This is a genomic window from Achromobacter sp. GD03932 (genome assembly GCF_029839485.1).
In the GTDB taxonomy this organism is placed as follows: domain Bacteria; phylum Pseudomonadota; class Gammaproteobacteria; order Burkholderiales; family Burkholderiaceae_B; genus Achromobacter; species Achromobacter bronchisepticus_A.
In genome coordinates this window covers 94,141-109,658 of record NZ_JAOCAT010000027.1, presented here as the reverse complement: position 1 = coordinate 109,658, position 15,518 = coordinate 94,141, and the positions used below count along the sequence as shown (strand labels likewise).

The following is a 15,518-nucleotide window of genomic DNA, read 5'->3' as shown; positions in this document are numbered from 1 at the left end:
TCGGATTCCCTCGGGCGCATCGAGGTTGCGAGCCGCCACGCCGCACGCGACGACGGGCTACTGTCGTCTTGGGTCACTGCGCTGTTAGATCCGTGGCCAGTGTCGAGTCTTGTGCTGCCCGTCATTTATGGCCGCGCGGGCGGCCATAAATGACATACGTGATTTTTGAAATTTCGATAGTGCTCGCTGTCGCGAATGTGGACAGCTGTTTTCTGATGGCATCGCCGTCCTGGGGGTGGGGCGGTGATGGGCGGCGCGTTGAGCAGTAACTTGCGCATGAGGAGTGTCTCGCGCGCGCCGCCCATCCGGCATCGGCGTTGAAATGTAGATGCTGGGCTGGGCTGGGCCGGGCCGGGCTGAATAGCCGTTATGCCGCAGCCACTGCGCGCAGCGCCATCGCGCGACGCAAGACACCGCGTAGGCCCCAAGAGGCCGCCCGCGCGGCCGGCCTGGGGCGGGCCCCGCAAGACCCGCCACCACACCCCGATGCGGAAAAAAACGCCAAGCACACCACTCGCCCCAGCGCCCGTGAAGATTCAGACAATGCAGCCTGCCGCGTTGGGGACTCGCGCTGCGCGGGGCGTCGATAAGCCCGAGGGAATCGGAAGGCAGCCGCCGCAGGCGGCAACGACGATGACGAAGGGGAAGTCCGGAGCGAAGGCTCCGGACCGCAATCGTTGCCCCGCGCAGCGCGAGTCCCCAACGTGGCAGGCGTCAATAGAAAGAACGCCCGCCGCGCAGCACATCCCTAATGCGACCCACCCAAATATGCCGCAACTACAGCCGGATCATGCTTCAACTTATCCGCACTCCCATGCACCGAAATCCGCCCGTTCTCCAACACATACCCATAATCCGCCACATTCAATGCAGCAGCAGCAAACTGCTCCACCAGCAGCATCGTCACCCCTTCATCCTTGAGCCGCGCAATGATCCGGAACACTTCTTCCACCAGGATCGGCGCCAGCCCCATTGAAGGCTCGTCCAGCAGCACCAGTTCCGGATTCAGCATCACCGCGCGCGCCATGGCCAGCATCTGCTGCTCGCCTCCAGACAGCGTGCCGGCCAACTGATCGCGTCGCTCCTTCAGGCGCGGAAACAGATCCATGGCCCGGCCCAGGTCGGACTGCACGTCGCCCTTAGGACGGCTGCCCGTCAGGCGCGGGAAAGCGCCCAGCAGCAGGTTGTCGGTGACCGACAGCGTCGGGAACACGCGCCGGCCCTCGGGTGAGTGCGCCAGGCCCAGCCGCGCGATGCGGTGGGACTCCAGGCCGTCGATGCGCTTGCCGCTCAGCGTGACCTCGCCCGCGGTGGGGCGGATCATGCCGGACAGCGCCCGCATCGTGGTGGTCTTGCCGGCGCCGTTGGAGCCGATCAGCGTCACTACCTTGGCCTTCGGCACCTCCATGCTGATGCCGTGCAGCACCTTCACCTTGCCGTAGCCCGCTTCCAGATTCTTGATCGATAGCATCTTGTTGTCCCCTTGGCGTCAGGCGGGCGCGCCGCCCAGATACGCCTCGATGACCTTGGCGTTGCTTTGCACTTCGTTGGGCAGGCCCTCGGCGATCTTCTGGCCGAAGTCCAGCACCGACACGGTGTCGCAGACTCCCATCACCACGTCCATGTGGTGTTCGATGAGGATCAGCGTGATGCCGTGGTCGCGCACCTTGCGGATGATGGCCAGCAGTTCGACGATGTCGGGCGCGGTCAGGCCGGCCGCGGGTTCGTCCAGCAACAGCAGTTGCGGGTCCAGCGCCAGCGCGCGGGCGATTTCCAGGAGGCGCTGTTTGCCGTAGGGCAGATTGCGCGCCTCTTCGCTGGCCAGGGACTCCAGGCCCACGAATTCCAGCAGCGCCATGGCGCGGGCGCGGGCGCCCTGTTCCTCGCCTTTCCACTTGGACGTGCGCAGCGCGATGCCGGCCAGGCCCGTGGTGAAGGTGTGGTGCAGGCCGACCAGCACGTTTTCCAGCGCCGTCATTTCGCCGAACAGCTGCACGTTCTGGAAGGTGCGCGCGATACCGGTTTCGGCAATGTCGGCCGGTGTCATACCGACCAGCGACTTGCCCGAGAACTCCACCGCGCCGGCGGTCGGCACGTAGATGCCCGTCAGCACGTTCATCATGGTGCTCTTGCCGGAGCCGTTGGGGCCGATCAGGCCATGGATGGTGCCGCGCTTGACGGTCAGGTCGACCTGGTTCAGCGCCTTCAGGCCGCCGAACTGCATCAGCACGCCCTTGGCCGCGAGCAGCGTGTCGCCCTTGCCCTTGGCCGCATCGGGCACGGCTTCCTGCGCCTTCACCAGATCCGATTTGACCGAGAGCGCGGCGCGGCGGTTGGAGAAGAACAGGTTGCGCACGAAGCCCACGATGCCGTCGGGCAGGTAGTACACGACGAACAGGATCATGGCGCCGAAGATCGTCAGGCGCCAGTCGGTGACCGCTTCCAGCCAGTATGAGAACACCGCCAGCAGGATGGTGCCGATCACCGGCACGGCGACGCGGCGCGGTTCGGTGCGGCCCTTGGAGATCGCGATGGCGCTGCCTACAGTGACCAGGATGGCCACGGCCAGCGCGATCAGCCGGAAGGTCGCGATGTCATCCAGCATCTTGGGCAGCAGCACGATGATGGACGCGCCCAGCAGCGCGCCCGTGCGGCTCTTGCGTCCGCCCATGATGATGGCCAGCAGGAACAGGATGGTCAGTTCGAAGTTGTAGGTGTTGGGCGAGATGTACTGTTCCGAATACGAGTACAGCGCGCCGGCCAGGCCGGCGAAGCCGGCGCTGATGACGAAGGCGAACACCTTGTGCCGGTAGACCGACACGCCCATGCAGTCGGACGCGATGGGGCTGTCGCGCAGGGCCTCGAACGAGCGGCCCAGGTGCGACTTCAGGATGCGGTGCACCACGATCAGCGACAGCACCAGCAGCGCCGCGACCAGCCAGAAGTATTCGCTCTTGGTCAGCACGTGTCCGGCGATGGCGGGCTTGGAGATCTTGATGCCCAAGGGTCCTTCGGTCATGAAGGTCATCTCGTTGATCAGGATCTGGATGATGGTGCCGAACGCCAGCGTCACCATCGCCAGGTACGGCCCTGTGACCCGCAGCGCCGGCAGCGCCAGCACCGCGCCGAAGGCCGCCGCGATCAGGATGGCGGCGGGCAGGATCACCCAGATGGGCATCTGCAGATGGAAGAACAGCACGCCGGCGACGTACGAGCCGATGCCGAACAGGCCGGCGTGGCCCAGCGACACCTGGCCGGTATAGCCCACCACGATATCGAGCCCGAACAGCAGGATCGAATAGATCATGATGGTTTCGATCAGGTGCAGGTAGTACGTGTTGGTCACGCCCAGCGGCACGGCGGCCAGGCAGGCCACGGCCACGATGGATAGCAAAAGGTGCAAGGGTTTCATCGCTTACACCTTCTTGATCGCGGTCTTGCCGAACAGGCCGGCGGGCTTGAAGGTCAGTACGAGCAGCAGCAACACCAATCCCGGCACGTCTTTGTACCCCGTTGAAAGATAGAAACCGGTGGTCGTTTCGGCGATCCCCAGGATCAGTCCGCCCACCACCACGCCCATGCCGCTGGACAGGCCGCCGATGATGGCGACCGCGAAGGCCTTGAGCCCCAGCACCGCGCCCATGGTGGCGCCGGTCAGGGTCAGCGGCGCGACCAGCACGCCGGCGAACGCGGCCGTCAGCGAGGACAGCGCGTAGGAAAACGTGATCACCATGCCGGTGTTGATGCCCATCAGGCCGGCGGCGTCGCGGTCGTTGGACGTTGCGACGAAGGCCTTGCCGTAGATGGACTTGCGATTGAAGATTTCCACCAGCAGCATCATCGCTAGCGCGCCGAACACCACCAGTAGCTCCATGGGCAGCACGTTGGCGCCCAGCACCTGGATGGGCGCTTCCGGCAGCGGCGAAGGGAAGCGCAGGTCGTCGCGGCCCCAGATGTTCTCGGCGACGTTCTTGAAGATGATGCCCAGCGCGATGGTGGCCATGATCCAGCCGAACTCCGAGCGGGTCTTGATGGCGGGCCTGACGCCCACGCGTTCGACCAGCGCGCCTTGCGCGAATCCGAAGATGCAGACGATGGGTATCATCACCCAGTAGTTCACGCCCAGGCCGACCAGCGTCAGGCCGACCAGCGCGCCCAGCATCAGGGCTTCGCCCTGGCCGAAGTTCAGGGTGCCCGACGTGGCGAACGTGAGCTGGTATCCGAACGCGATGACGGCATAGATCATGCCCAGCGCGATACCGCTATAGATGAGCTGTAGAAGAATCATGGTGTGTGTCGTGTGGCGCTGTGGTTCCGTCCCAACCCCCTTGGGCAGAACGCGGTTTTCAGGCGGCGGCAAGCCCGCGCCCTGGGCGACAGGGCGCGGCTGGCGGCGGCCGGGCAGCCGCCGCCGGGATGCGCTGCGGGACCTTAGTTGGCCTTGATGACGCGGCCGCCCTTGACCTCGCCGATGACCACTTCCTTCGCGGTGATCGCGTCGTGGTTGTCTGCGCTGAAGGGCTTGTTGTAGGTCATCACCACGCCCTCGACGGGCGTCTGCAGGTTTTCGAGGGCCTCGCGGACCTTCGGGCCGTCGGTGGAGTTGGCCTGCTTGAAGGCCGCGGCCAGCAGATAGATCGAGTCATAGCCCTGGGCGGCCGACACCGGCGAGTCGATGCGGTTGTTCTTGGGCTTGAACTTGGCCAGGTAGGCGTCGATGAAGGCCTTGCGCTTGGGCGTGTCCGGGTCCTGGATGAAGGTCTGCGGCATGCGCGCGCCTTCGCCGTTGGCGCCGGAGTTGTCGATGTAGTTGGCCATGGACAGGGTCCAGCTGCCGATGATCGGCACCTTCCAGCCCAGCTTGGTCATGCCGTTGGCGACCTGGGCCAGTTCGGGGCCGATGCCGTAGGTCAGCACGGCTTCGGCGCCGGCGGCCTTGGCCTTCAGCAACTGGGCCGTCATGTCGACGTCCTTGATGTTGAACTTCTCCACGGCCACGGGCTTGATGCCCTTGGCGTCCAGGGCCTTTTCCAGGTCTTCGCGGCCGAGCTGGCCGTAGTTGGTGGAGTCGGCCAGGATCGCGACCTTCTTGAAGCCGCGGCGGGTCACCGCTTCTTCCACGATCATCGGGGCCTGGATGCTGTCGTGCGCGGCGTTGCGGAACACGTAGTTGTTCGGGTATTCCGGCGCCTTGAACTGGTGCGTGATCACGCTGCCCGTGGCCACGTTGTTGAACACGGGAATCTTGGCGTCCTGGTAGAAGCGCTGCGAGGCCAGCGCCACGCCGGTATTGATGTAGCCGACGGTGGCGGCGACCTGTTCCTTGTTGATAAGCTCTTGCGCGATCTGCACGCCGCGCTCGTTCTTGGCTTCGTCGTCGCGTTCGACGGCGATCAATTGGCGTCCCATGACGCCGCCGTTCTTGTTGATTTCTTCAATGGCCAGGCGCACGCCGTCGCGCATGCTGACGCCCATGGAGGACGAGCCGCCTGTATAGGGGCCGGCCACGCCGATCTTGATGGGGTCGGCGGCGTGGGACGCGGCCGTTGCGGCAAGTGCAAGGGTTCCTGCAAGCAGCTTCAAACGAAAATCCATGGATGTCTCCGTTGTAATTGGTAGAACTGCGTGGAAAACCGTGTGCCGGCGCCAGGCGGCGGAAATCGTTGCTGCGGCGCTCTCCTGTGTGGCGTGTCGTGACTGTCTGCCTAATCACTTACGCGAAACTGACCCGGCAGGGTTTTTCCGCGTAAATACCTAGTACAAACGTATAGGGTGTCCTGCCATGCGCGATGGCGCGGCCTGGGATTGGGAAGGGGGGCGGCTGCGTGCCGTTGAGGACATGGGCGGGACGTTGCATTGGCCGCATCCTAGCCAGCGCGGCGGCGGATTGCGCGGAATTTCATTCCGCCCCGGTCTGGAAATTTATTCCTTACCGGCCTGCGGGCCTTGCGGCCATTGGGAAACCTGTTTGCACACGCCTTCCAACCATAGGGAAAACGCTTGGACTGCCCTGCCCGGCGGGCGCGAGGTTTCGGTGCACAGGTAATACTGGCATTCGCCGGGAATTTCGATGTCCAGGACGCGCACCAGCTTGCCCTCGTCCAGCCATTCAGCCGCCAGCGCGCGTCGCGTGAGCGCCAGGCCCTGGCCGGCGCGCGCAGCCGCCAGCATGATGCCCAGGTCCACCAGCCACACGCCGCGCGCGGGCTCGGGCCAGTCCAGCCCGGCGGCGGCCAGCCAGGGCCGCCACGGCTCCATGGGGCAGCGCAGCAGTTGCGCCCGCGCCAGATCGGCGGGCCGCTCGAAGGGGCCATGCTGGTCGCGGTAGCCGGGCGCGCAGACCGCGAACACGGGATCGGCCGTCAGTTGGCGTGCGTTCAAGCCTGGATATTTGCCGCTGCCGAAGCGCACCCAGACGTCGGCATTGGGCGGCATGATGTCCAGGTAGGGAATGGACAGCATGATTTCCAGCTCCACCTCCGGATGCGCGGCGGTGAAGCCGGGCAGCGCGGGGATCAGCACCTGGCGGGCGAACGTGGGGGTAGAGACGACACGCAGGGGTTCGAGCTTGGGTTCGCCGCGCTTGTGCAGGGAGGCGTCCGACAGCAGGTCCAGCGCGGTACGTACCTGGTCCAGGTATTCGCGCCCGGCGGAGCTCAGCGTGGCGCCGCGGCTGCTGCGGATGAAGAGGGTGACGTCCAGCAAGGTCTCCAGAGCGGCGATGCGCTTGCCGATGGCGCTGGCGGTGACAAACAGCTCTTCGCTGGCGCGTTCGAAGGAACCCAGGCGGGCAGCGGCTTCGAAGGCCTGGATGGCGGCAAGGGGGGGCAGGCGCACATCTTTGGAAGGGGAGGGACCGCGCATGATCGTCTGGCGGGCCGGTGTTGCGCCCGACGAAAGAATGGCAACCGGCTGATTATAAGGACGGCGGGGCCAGCCCCTCGCCGTAGCGTCTGAGCACCTGGCAGATTTCCACGCGATAGCCGTCCAGCCAGCGCGCTTGCGCGGCCTTGGCCTGCAGGTGCGCGGGGTGGCGGATCAGTTGTTCCAGCGCCTCCAGCGATTCCCAGTAGTAGACGTTGGAGATCAGGCCGCGCGTGGCGTCAGCCCAGCTCTCTTCGCCCGCGTAGCCTGGAATGGCGCGGGCGGCGGCGGCGATGGCTTGATCCAGGCGGTGGAAATCATCGTCGAACTGCCTGGTGGCGAAGATGAAGGTGGAGCTGTACATGAGGGACTCCGGACGCGGCGGGTGCAGCAAGCAAGAAAACCGGCCGCTGGAGGATCCGGGCGGCCGTTCGGGGAACTGCTGGAGAGGTGGCTTGAATGCGCCTACACGCCCTTGAGGGCCAGGCTGACCGCCAGCGCGGCCATGACCACCGCGATGATGCCGTCCAGCACGCGCCAGGCCGATGCGCTGGCGAAGAACGGGGCGAACAGGCGCGAGCCGATGCCGAGCACGGCGAGCCACAGCAGGCTGGCGGTGAAGGCGCCGGCGGCGAATGCCATGCGTGCTTCCTCGAAGCCGTGCGCCAGCGAGCCGACCACCACCATGTCCAGCCAGAAATGCGGATTCAGCAGCGAAAAGCCCAGCGCGCCCAGCATGGCGGCGCGGCGCGAAGGCACCACGTCGCGGGCGGCGGCCAGGCCGCCGGTGGCGGTCCAGGCGCGGCGCGCCGACTGCAGCGCGTACCACGACAGGAAGGCCACGCCGAACCACAGCACGGCGGTCGTCAGCCAGGGGAACCAGGCGGTGAGCGCCTGCAGGCCGGAGACGCTGGCGAAGATGAAGACGGCGTCGATCAGCGCGCAGATGGCGACCACGCTCAGGAGGTGGGCGCGCATCAGCCCCTGTCGCAGGATGAACGCGCTTTGCGCGCCCACGACCGCGAACAGGCCCAGCCCGGTGGCCGTGCCGCTGGCCCAGGCAGTGAAAAAGAGGGGGGATGACAACGTGGCGAACATGACCTGCACCTGTGCTGCTACGCCTGTGGCGGCGCTTGGATGACAACGCCGGGCGCTATCGGCGCTCCGGTAATAAGGCATTTTCGCTTGCGGAAGATATGAAATAAAGCTAATTTTCCTTCACTATCTTAAGCAAAACTAATTTCATGAAAATCGATCACGGCAACCTGCGGGCCCTGGCCGCGGTGGTGCGGGAAGGCAGTTTCGAGCGGGCGGCGCTATCGCTCAGTGTCACGCCATCCGCGGTGTCGCAGCGGATCAAGGCGCTGGAGGACCGCATGGGCCGCTTGCTGGTCCAGCGCACCGTGCCGGCGGTGGCGACGGCGGACGGCCAGGTGCTGGTGCGGCTGGCCGAGCAGACGGCGCTGCTGGAGCATGACGCGCTCGACCGCCTGGGCGTGGCGGACGACGATGTGCCGTATGCCAGCATCCCGGTCGCGGTCAATCACGACAGCCTGGAGACTTGGTTCGTCGACGCGGCCGTACAGTTTTCGGCGCGCACCCGCGCCACGCTGGACATGCAGTCCGAAGACCAGGACCACACCGCGACGCTGCTGCGCAATGGATCGGTGCTGGGCGCGGTGACCGCGCTGGCCGAGCCGGTCCAGGGCTGCCGCATCCATGCGCTGGGCAGCATGCGCTACGTGGCCACCTGCACGCCGGAATTCCACAAGCGCTACTTCTCGCAGGGCGTCAACGCCCAGACGCTGGCGCAGGCGCCGGTGCTGGTGTTCAACCGCAAGGACGCGCTGCAGGCGCGCTTCGCGCACAAGATCGCCGATCCCGCGCCGTGGCAGCCGCCGGTCTGGTGGGTGCCCTCCACCCGCGCGTTCGTGCAGGCCACGCTGGGCGGCCTCGGCTGGACCATGAATCCGCTGCCCTTGGTGCAGGAGCACCTTGATGCAGGTCAGCTGATGCTGCTTCGAGGCCGCGCCTGGGAGGATGTGCCGCTGTATTGGCAGCATTGGCGGGTAAACTCCGAAGCGATGGAAGCCCTGACGGATTCGGTCCTGTCAGCTGCCCGCAGCCTGGTCAGGCGGCGTTAACCCACTAGGAGAACAACCCATGAACATCCGCAAGTTCGCTGTCATCGCCGCCCTGGGCCTGTGTACGGCCGGGTCGGCCTGGGCGAAGGACTACAAGGTTGGCCAGATCGAGGTCGACGACCTCTGGGTGCGCGCATCGGCGCCCGGCCAGTCCAATGGCGCGGGGTATATGGATATCGACAACGACGCCAAGACCGCGGACCGCCTGCTGTCGGTCTCGTCCGACGCGGCCGAGCGCGTCGAACTGCACACGGTCCAGACCGAGAACGGCGTCTCGAAGATGCGTCAGGTGGAAGGCGGCATTGCGTTGCCGGCCGACACCGAGGTCAAGCTCAGCCCGGGCGGCTACCACGTCATGTTCATCAAGCTGAAGGCTCCGTTCGCCGAAGGCGGCACGGTCCCGGCCACGCTGAAGTTCGAAAAGGCCGGCGAAGTCGCCGTGCAATTCACGGTCAAGCCGGCCTCGCACAACCCCGGCATGAACCACGGCAGCATGAACCACGGCACGATGAAGCATTGAGCGGCAGGCGCTGCCCGCGCCTGAAAACTAAGCCGGCCCATGGGCCGGCTTAGGTGGATTCCTGTCAACGAGGCAGGTCCGCCCCGACACAACAGGTCTCCCACCAATCGGGGCCGCGCGGAGCCGGGCTCTGCCGGTCCGCAGCGGCGCCCCCCTGGGGGGGAAGCGCGCAGCGCTTCGGGGGGGGGATTAATACAAGCCTTGCTGACGCATCGCGTCAGCCACCTTCACGAAGCCAGCGATGTTGGCGCCGTCCAGGTAGTTCACGTACTCGCGCTCGCTGTGGCCGTGGCGCACGCAGTTTTCATGGATGTCGCGCATGATGGCGTGCAGGCGCGCGTCGACTTCCTCGCGCGTCCAGGACAGGCGGGCCGAATTCTGGGCCATTTCCAGGCCGGACACGGCCACGCCGCCGGCGTTGCTGGCCTTGCCCGGGGCGTACAGCACGCGCGCCGCGATGAAGGCCTTGGCGGCTTCCAGCGTGGCGGGCATGTTGGCGCCTTCGGCGACGCACAGCACACCGTTCTTGATCAGCGTTTGCGCATCGGCCAGTTCCAGTTCGTTCTGGGTGGCGCAGGGCAGGGCCACGTCCACCGGCACGTGCCAGGGACGCTTGCCGGACTCATAGGTCAGGCCGAATTGGCGGGCGTAGGTGTCCAGGCGGCCGCGCAGGTCGTTCTTGATGTGCATCAGCGCAACCAGCTTCTCGTGCGTGAAGCCGGCTTCGTCCACCACGGTGCCGTTGGAGTCGGAAACGGTCACGACCTTGGCGCCCAGCGCCATGGCTTTTTCGATCGCGTACTGGGCGACGTTGCCCGAGCCCGACACGGACACGCGCAGGCCGTCGAAGGACTTGCCCACGCGCTTGAGCATTTCTTCAGCGAAGTACACGGTGCCGTAGCCGGTGGCTTCGGGGCGGATCAGGCTGCCGCCGAAGGTCAGGCCCTTGCCGGTGAACACGCTGGCGGTCGAGTTGGACAGCTTTTTCATCATGCCGGCCATGAAGCCGACTTCGCGCGCGCCCACGCCGATGTCGCCGGCCGGCACGTCGGTGTCCGGACCCAGGTGGCGGTACAGCTCGATCATCAGGGCCTGGCAGAAACGCATGACTTCTGCGTCGGACTTGCCCTTGGGATCGAAGTCGGAGCCGCCCTTGCCGCCGCCCATGGGCAGCGTGGTGAGCGAGTTCTTCAGGGTCTGTTCGAAGGCCAGGAACTTGAGGATGGACAGGTTCACCGAGGGGTGGAAGCGCATGCCGCCCTTGAAGGGGCCGATGGCCGAGCTGTGCTGGATGCGGAAAGCGCGGTTGACCTGGGCCTGGCCGCGGTCATCGGTCCAGCACACGCGGAACTGGATCACGCGTTCCGGCTCCACCAGGCGCTCGAGCACGGCATGCTCGGCGTAGTGGGGGTGCTTTTCGATGAAAGGCCAGAGACTCAGCATCACCTCCTGGACGGCTTGCATGAACTCAGGCTGCTGCGGGTCGCGCGCGGCGACGCCACGCAGGAAGTCGTCCAGACTCTGCACTTTCAACATGATCTCCTTGGGGGTGCTTCGAATAGGTGCGGACTGCGCCGGATTGGGGCGCGAAATTTCTTTTTTGGTGCACGGCTGCACCGGTATGGTGCGGGGATTGTAGGGGCAAAATGTTGCCCTGCGCAAAGCCGAAAAATAGTGCCATCACCTTGATATCAAAGCACTTTTTCTTTTAATTTAATAGGGACGTATTAATACTTGGAATCAAGGGAATGAGCCCTTTCTCTAAGGGTTTTGGGCGGAAATGCTTGAATTCCCTGGGGAAATATATGTGTCCCCATTTATTTCTCCCAAGAGGGGTTGCGCTCTTCCGATTTCCGGCGAGGGAAGAAAGGTCGATTTCAGGCATATTCAGGGAGGTATGAAGGCCATTGCCGCCATTATATGTCCCCATTATTTATTTGAGCGAAATCAGACCCTGCGGCAGGATTACAACTGCACGGCGGCCAGCGCCGCGCCCAAGGCCATCAGGACCGCTCCCACCACCCGATCGGCCGCAAGCTGATGATCCAGCAGCATCCGCCGCAAGAATGGCGAGGACACCGACCACGCGACCGCGCCGAACCAGACCCAATGCGCCAGCGACATGAACAGGCCATACCCGAACTGCCGCGACAGCGGCGTGCCGGGCGACACGACCTGCGTATAGGTGCTGACCACGAATAGCGTGGTCTTGGGATTGAGCGCATTGGTCAGAAAGCCGTTGTATAAGGCCTGCCAGCCGGTGATCGGCGGGCGGGCCGACAGGTCGCGGCTGACCTGGGTGCGGTTGAAGAAAGTCTTCCAGCCCATGTAGACCAGATAGCAGGCGCCCGCGAGCTTGATGCCCTGCAGCACCGGCTGCGCGTAATGCGCCAGCAGACTGACGCCGAACATCGTATAGAACACGTGCACCTGCACGCCCAGCGCGATGCCCAGCGCGCAGATCAGGCCGGTGCGCCGGCCGAACAGATAGCTGTTGCGCGTGACCATGGCGAAGTCCGGTCCGGGACTGATGACGGCAAGAATGGTGATGAGGGCGACGGCGATCAGTTCGGTCATGGCGACAGGACGGCGGGTTTCGAAACGGAGCCGGCATTTTGGGATGCTGGCGCGCGCCTGAAAAACGATTTCTAATGCCGGATATTCGTGAAAAAAACTCACCTTTCACCATGAAACTGCCACCGCTCAATACGCTGCGGGTGTTCGATGCCGCCGCCCGCAATCAGGCCTTCGGCAAGGCCGCCGAAACGCTGCACGTGACGCATGGCGCCGTCAGCCGGCAGATCCGGCTGCTCGAGGATGCGTTGGGCGTGGCGTTGTTCGAACGCCGCAACCGGGCTGTTTTTCTGACCGATGCCGGCAGGCAGCTGTTCGAGGTGACTAGCGCCCTGTTCGAGCAGCTGGCAACGGGCCTGGCCAAGCTGCGCCAGCCGGCGGCAGATGCGCCCCTGGTGCTGTCCTGCGAACCCACCATCGCCATGATGTGGTTGATCCCGCGGCTGCCGGACTTCCAGCGCGCCCATCCCGGCGTGCAGGTGCATCTGTACGCGGCGGGCGGACCGGTGGATTTCGCCGCCCAGGGCGTGGACGTGGCGCTGCGCCGCAATGACTTCGATTGGGACGCGGCCCTGCATGCCGAGCGCGTTTGCGAGGAATGGACGGGACCGGTGTGCCGGCCGGGACTGCTCGGCGCCGCGGGCGCGGACCCGGCCGCAGCGGATTGGGGCGGGGCGTCTGCGCTCAGCAGCGCGACGCGTCCGCAAGCCTGGCGGCACTGGGCGCGGGCGGCGGGCGTGAAGCCCCCGCGCCGGGCCGGGCCGGCCTACGAGCATTTCTATTTGAGTTTGCAGGCCGCCGCCGCAGGCCTGGGGGTGGCGATAGGTTCCGCCTTGATGGCGTGCGACGCCTTGCGCGACCGCCGGCTGCAGGCGCCTTGCGGCTTTGCCCGCGACGGCTCGGCCTACGTGCTGCTGTCGCCGCGGCCTTGTTCAGAAGATCCGCGGGCGGCAGCCTTTCTGGAATGGTTGCGCCGGGAAGCCGCCGCAACGCTAAGGGAGGCGGCGGGCGATCCGGTGGATGCTGCTCAGAGCGTGGCGTCGTAGTCGATCGTGAGGGGCGCGTGGTCCGAGAAGCGCTCGTCCTTGTAGATGGCCACGTTGCGGGCGCGGGCGGCGATGCCCGGCGTCGCGATCTGGTAGTCGATGCGCCACCCCACGTTCTTGGCCCAGGCCTGGCCGCGATTGCTCCACCAGGTGTATTGGTCGGGGCGATCGTCGATGGTGCGAAACACGTCGACGAAGCCGCGCTTGTCGAACACGTCGGTCAGCCAGGCGCGCTCTTCGGGCAGGAAGCCCGAGTTCTTCATGTTGCCCTTCCAGTTCTTCAGGTCGATTTCCTTGTGCGCGATGTTCCAGTCGCCGCAGATGATGAACTCGCGGCCGGTGGTCTTGTGCTCGTGCATCAGGGCGTCGATCCAGGGGCCGAAGCGGTCCAGGAAGCGGTACTTGGCCTGCTGGCGCTCGTCGCCGCTGGAGCCCGAGGGCAGGTAGGCGCTGATGACCGACAGGTTCTTCCAGTCGGCGCGGATGATGCGGCCTTCAGGATCGAATTCCTCGCATTCCAGGCCGGCGTTCACACGCTCGGCCGCGTCGCGCAAATAGATGCCCACGCCGCTATAGCCCTTCTTCACGGCATGGTGGAAGTGCCCGGTATAGCCGGGCGGGTGGCGCAGGTCGTCGGTCAGGTCTTCGTCGGATATCTTGATTTCCTGAAGGCACAGCACGTCGGCGGCGTGCTTTTCCATCCAGGGTTGCAGGCCCTTGCGGAAGGCGGACCGGATACCGTTGAGATTGATCGACGTGATGCGCAGCAAAGCGAAACTCCTGTTGAGCGGCCGCCAGGGCCGGGGCAATGGCAGCAATTTAACCGACTCCGCGCCGCCGCCCGGGAATAGCCCCGACAGCGGATAAAATGCTGGCGTTTGCCATCTACCGGACCTTTACGCATGCCCGCCGCCCAATCTTCCGCCACCGCCCTGGATTTCGTCCGCTTCGCCTTGAACGAGGGCGTGCTGCGCTTCGGCAGCTTCAAGGTCAAATCGGGTCGAATCAGTCCCTATTTCTTCAATGCGGGCCTGTTCAACAGCGGACGCTCGGTCGGCAAGCTGGCGCAGTTCTACGCCCAGGCGCTGCTGGATTCGGGCGTGGAATTCGACATGCTGTTCGGTCCGGCCTACAAGGGCATCCCCCTGTCCACGGCTACCGCCGTGGCGCTGGCCGGCCACCCGGACATGAAGGGCGGCGACGTGCCTTTCGCCTACAACCGCAAGGAAGCCAAGGACCACGGCGAGGGCGGCACCCTGGTCGGCGCGCCGCTCAAGGGCAAGGTCGTCATCATTGACGACGTGATCACCGCGGGCACCTCGGTGCGCGAGTCGGTCGAGATCATCCGCGCCGCCGGCGCCGAGCCGGCCGCCGTGCTGATCGCCATGGACCGCATGGAACGCGCGGGTCCCGACGACGCGCTGTCGGCGCATTCCGCCGTGCAGGACGTGGCCAAGACCTACGGCATTCCGGTGGTGTCGATTGCCTCGCTGTCGGACATCCTGGCGTTGCTGCAGGATGATGCGTCGTTCGCCGAACACCGCGAGGCGGTGTTGGCTTATCGGACGAAGTATGGGGTGAAGTAAACCCCGGACTCAGCGAGCGCAGGTAGAGGAGCGGTCAGGTACCGCCCTTTCATCCGTAGCTCGCCGCAGGTTCGGCGACGCCGTGGGGTTGGCCAAAGACGGCAACGCCGCTCGCTCGGGCGGCATCCGCCAGCTTGCGGTCAAAGGTGGCCAGATATGCGTTGGTTCTTTGGGCCAATTCGAGATAACTGGCGTCATAGACGGTCAAACCGTGCGTCCGCGCCAGCAGATAACTGCGGGTTACGCTGGAAGACGAGGCGGCCGGATCCGGAAATATCGGCAGGCGTTCGAGCAGCCGGTTGAATGAGAACAACTGGTGCTCCGACACGCGTTGACTGCGTTCAGCGCGCAATATGCCGTTTGCGACCTCGACTCGCCAAATGGGCGGTACCGTGTTTTTGGATCCGTGGGCGACTTCCAGCAGATGCTGCGCAAGCCGTGATTCGAGGGCATCGGTGCGGCTGATCAGCCAGGCCAGCGCGAGTGATGCGTCGGGAATCAAGCGGGTCGGATTCATTCCCGGCCTTCCTCGATCCAGGAGCGGATGACTTCGTGCGGGACGGCCGGCGCGGGCGTAAAGCCTTTCATCGCTTCGAGCGCATCATGCGCGTCCAGCGAGGTCGTGGGCAGGGCGGGGGTCAGCCTGGCGCAGAACACGCCGTCCAGTGAAATGATGAAATGCTGGCCTTCGCGGACCGCTTGCAGGTAGTCCGAAAACCGATGCAGCAGGTCGCTGCTGCTGATTTCGAGGTAGTTCATGTCCAAGTCTCCGGTCAAGATCGAC

The 15,518-nt window shown here is 65.2% G+C and carries 16 protein-coding genes; 4 read left to right on the top strand and 12 right to left on the bottom strand.

The annotated features are described in order from the left end of the window. Positions 1-748: 748 nt before the first annotated feature. The 7 genes from N5C88_RS23365 to N5C88_RS23335 form a co-directional block, all read right to left on the bottom strand. On the bottom strand, positions 749-1,471 hold the full coding sequence (locus tag N5C88_RS23365) for an ABC transporter ATP-binding protein (protein WP_013396767.1): 723 nt from the start codon (positions 1,469-1,471) through the stop codon (positions 749-751). Positions 1,472-1,489: 18 nt separating this feature from the next. Beyond that, positions 1,490-3,412 (bottom strand): branched-chain amino acid ABC transporter ATP-binding protein/permease, encoded by a 1,923-nt coding sequence (locus tag N5C88_RS23360; RefSeq protein ID WP_059379992.1) that lies wholly within the window; start codon positions 3,410-3,412, stop codon positions 1,490-1,492. A 3-nt stretch (positions 3,413-3,415) separates the two neighbouring features. Beyond that, positions 3,416-4,288 (bottom strand): branched-chain amino acid ABC transporter permease, encoded by an 873-nt coding sequence (locus tag N5C88_RS23355; RefSeq protein WP_013396765.1) that lies wholly within the window; start codon positions 4,286-4,288, stop codon positions 3,416-3,418. A gap of 143 nt (positions 4,289-4,431) precedes the next feature. Next, positions 4,432-5,595, bottom strand: coding sequence for an ABC transporter substrate-binding protein (locus N5C88_RS23350; protein ID WP_059379993.1), 1,164 nt, complete (start codon positions 5,593-5,595; stop codon positions 4,432-4,434). Positions 5,596-5,922: 327 nt separating this feature from the next. After that, entirely contained in the window at positions 5,923-6,864 is a 942-nt protein-coding gene (locus N5C88_RS23345; protein WP_059379994.1) for a LysR substrate-binding domain-containing protein, read from the bottom strand. A gap of 52 nt (positions 6,865-6,916) precedes the next feature. After that, positions 6,917-7,228, bottom strand: a complete 312-nt coding sequence (locus N5C88_RS23340) for a hypothetical protein (protein ID WP_059379995.1) — start codon at positions 7,226-7,228, stop codon at positions 6,917-6,919. Between the two features lie 101 nt (positions 7,229-7,329). Continuing rightward, positions 7,330-7,962: a LysE family transporter gene (locus N5C88_RS23335; RefSeq protein WP_054457287.1), complete on the bottom strand. Its 633-nt coding sequence runs from the start codon at positions 7,960-7,962 to the stop codon at positions 7,330-7,332. Between the two features lie 146 nt (positions 7,963-8,108). On the opposite strand from N5C88_RS23335, the gene N5C88_RS23330 reads away from it, so the two are divergent. Continuing rightward, positions 8,109-9,008 carry a LysR family transcriptional regulator ArgP gene (locus tag N5C88_RS23330; protein WP_042796077.1) on the top strand — a complete coding sequence of 300 codons (900 nt, stop codon included), beginning with the start codon at positions 8,109-8,111 and terminating at the stop codon, positions 9,006-9,008. Between the two features lie 19 nt (positions 9,009-9,027). Then, entirely contained in the window at positions 9,028-9,528 is a 501-nt protein-coding gene (locus tag N5C88_RS23325) for a copper chaperone PCu(A)C (protein WP_059379997.1), read from the top strand. Between the two features lie 189 nt (positions 9,529-9,717). On the opposite strand, the gene gdhA is transcribed toward N5C88_RS23325, so the two are convergent. After that, positions 9,718-11,064: an NADP-specific glutamate dehydrogenase gene (gene gdhA / locus N5C88_RS23320; RefSeq protein WP_054456908.1), complete on the bottom strand. Its 1,347-nt coding sequence runs from the start codon at positions 11,062-11,064 to the stop codon at positions 9,718-9,720. Positions 11,065-11,493: 429 nt separating this feature from the next. After that, positions 11,494-12,105: a LysE family translocator gene (locus N5C88_RS23315; RefSeq protein ID WP_118933238.1), complete on the bottom strand. Its 612-nt coding sequence runs from the start codon at positions 12,103-12,105 to the stop codon at positions 11,494-11,496. 110 nt (positions 12,106-12,215) lie between these two features. Between N5C88_RS23315 and N5C88_RS23310 the strand changes: the two genes are divergently transcribed. Continuing rightward, on the top strand, positions 12,216-13,148 hold the full coding sequence (locus tag N5C88_RS23310; RefSeq protein WP_118933237.1) for a LysR substrate-binding domain-containing protein: 933 nt from the start codon (positions 12,216-12,218) through the stop codon (positions 13,146-13,148). Here N5C88_RS23310 and N5C88_RS23305 read toward each other — a convergent pair. Continuing rightward, positions 13,130-13,918, bottom strand: coding sequence for an exodeoxyribonuclease III (locus tag N5C88_RS23305; protein WP_054456902.1), 789 nt, complete (start codon positions 13,916-13,918; stop codon positions 13,130-13,132). The genes N5C88_RS23310 and N5C88_RS23305 overlap by 19 nt on opposite strands. Before the next feature lie 132 nt (positions 13,919-14,050). On the opposite strand from N5C88_RS23305, the gene pyrE reads away from it, so the two are divergent. Next, positions 14,051-14,734, top strand: coding sequence for an orotate phosphoribosyltransferase (gene pyrE / locus N5C88_RS23300; protein ID WP_118933236.1), 684 nt, complete (start codon positions 14,051-14,053; stop codon positions 14,732-14,734). A 49-nt stretch (positions 14,735-14,783) separates the two neighbouring features. Here pyrE and N5C88_RS23295 read toward each other — a convergent pair whose 3' ends face one another. Together N5C88_RS23295 and N5C88_RS23290 are read right to left on the bottom strand one after the other, a co-directional pair. Continuing rightward, entirely contained in the window at positions 14,784-15,251 is a 468-nt protein-coding gene (locus tag N5C88_RS23295) for a type II toxin-antitoxin system VapC family toxin (RefSeq protein ID WP_251878229.1), read from the bottom strand. Further along, the gene (locus N5C88_RS23290; protein ID WP_251878228.1) at positions 15,248-15,493 is read right to left on the bottom strand and encodes a hypothetical protein; all 246 of its coding nucleotides are present in this window, start codon (positions 15,491-15,493) and stop codon (positions 15,248-15,250) included. Before N5C88_RS23290 ends, N5C88_RS23295 begins: the two co-directional genes overlap by 4 nt. Positions 15,494-15,518: the final 25 nt, after the last annotated feature.

Coding starts and splice junctions, on each gene's coding strand:
- N5C88_RS23365 (WP_013396767.1), bottom strand. CDS start 1,471: ATGCTATCGATCAAGAATCTGGAAGCGGGCTACGGCAAGGTGAAGGTG.
- N5C88_RS23315 (WP_118933238.1), bottom strand. CDS start 12,105: ATGACCGAACTGATCGCCGTCGCCCTCATCACCATTCTTGCCGTCATC.
- N5C88_RS23330 (WP_042796077.1), top strand. CDS start 8,109: ATGAAAATCGATCACGGCAACCTGCGGGCCCTGGCCGCGGTGGTGCGG.
- N5C88_RS23325 (WP_059379997.1), top strand. CDS start 9,028: ATGAACATCCGCAAGTTCGCTGTCATCGCCGCCCTGGGCCTGTGTACG.
- N5C88_RS23295 (WP_251878229.1), bottom strand. CDS start 15,251: ATGAATCCGACCCGCTTGATTCCCGACGCATCACTCGCGCTGGCCTGG.
- pyrE (WP_118933236.1), top strand. CDS start 14,051: ATGCCCGCCGCCCAATCTTCCGCCACCGCCCTGGATTTCGTCCGCTTC.
- N5C88_RS23340 (WP_059379995.1), bottom strand. CDS start 7,228: ATGTACAGCTCCACCTTCATCTTCGCCACCAGGCAGTTCGACGATGAT.
- N5C88_RS23350 (WP_059379993.1), bottom strand. CDS start 5,595: ATGGATTTTCGTTTGAAGCTGCTTGCAGGAACCCTTGCACTTGCCGCA.
- N5C88_RS23360 (WP_059379992.1), bottom strand. CDS start 3,412: ATGAAACCCTTGCACCTTTTGCTATCCATCGTGGCCGTGGCCTGCCTG.
- N5C88_RS23345 (WP_059379994.1), bottom strand. CDS start 6,864: ATGCGCGGTCCCTCCCCTTCCAAAGATGTGCGCCTGCCCCCCCTTGCC.
- gdhA (WP_054456908.1), bottom strand. CDS start 11,064: ATGTTGAAAGTGCAGAGTCTGGACGACTTCCTGCGTGGCGTCGCCGCG.
- N5C88_RS23310 (WP_118933237.1), top strand. CDS start 12,216: ATGAAACTGCCACCGCTCAATACGCTGCGGGTGTTCGATGCCGCCGCC.
- N5C88_RS23290 (WP_251878228.1), bottom strand. CDS start 15,493: ATGAACTACCTCGAAATCAGCAGCAGCGACCTGCTGCATCGGTTTTCG.
- N5C88_RS23335 (WP_054457287.1), bottom strand. CDS start 7,962: ATGTTCGCCACGTTGTCATCCCCCCTCTTTTTCACTGCCTGGGCCAGC.
- N5C88_RS23355 (WP_013396765.1), bottom strand. CDS start 4,288: ATGATTCTTCTACAGCTCATCTATAGCGGTATCGCGCTGGGCATGATC.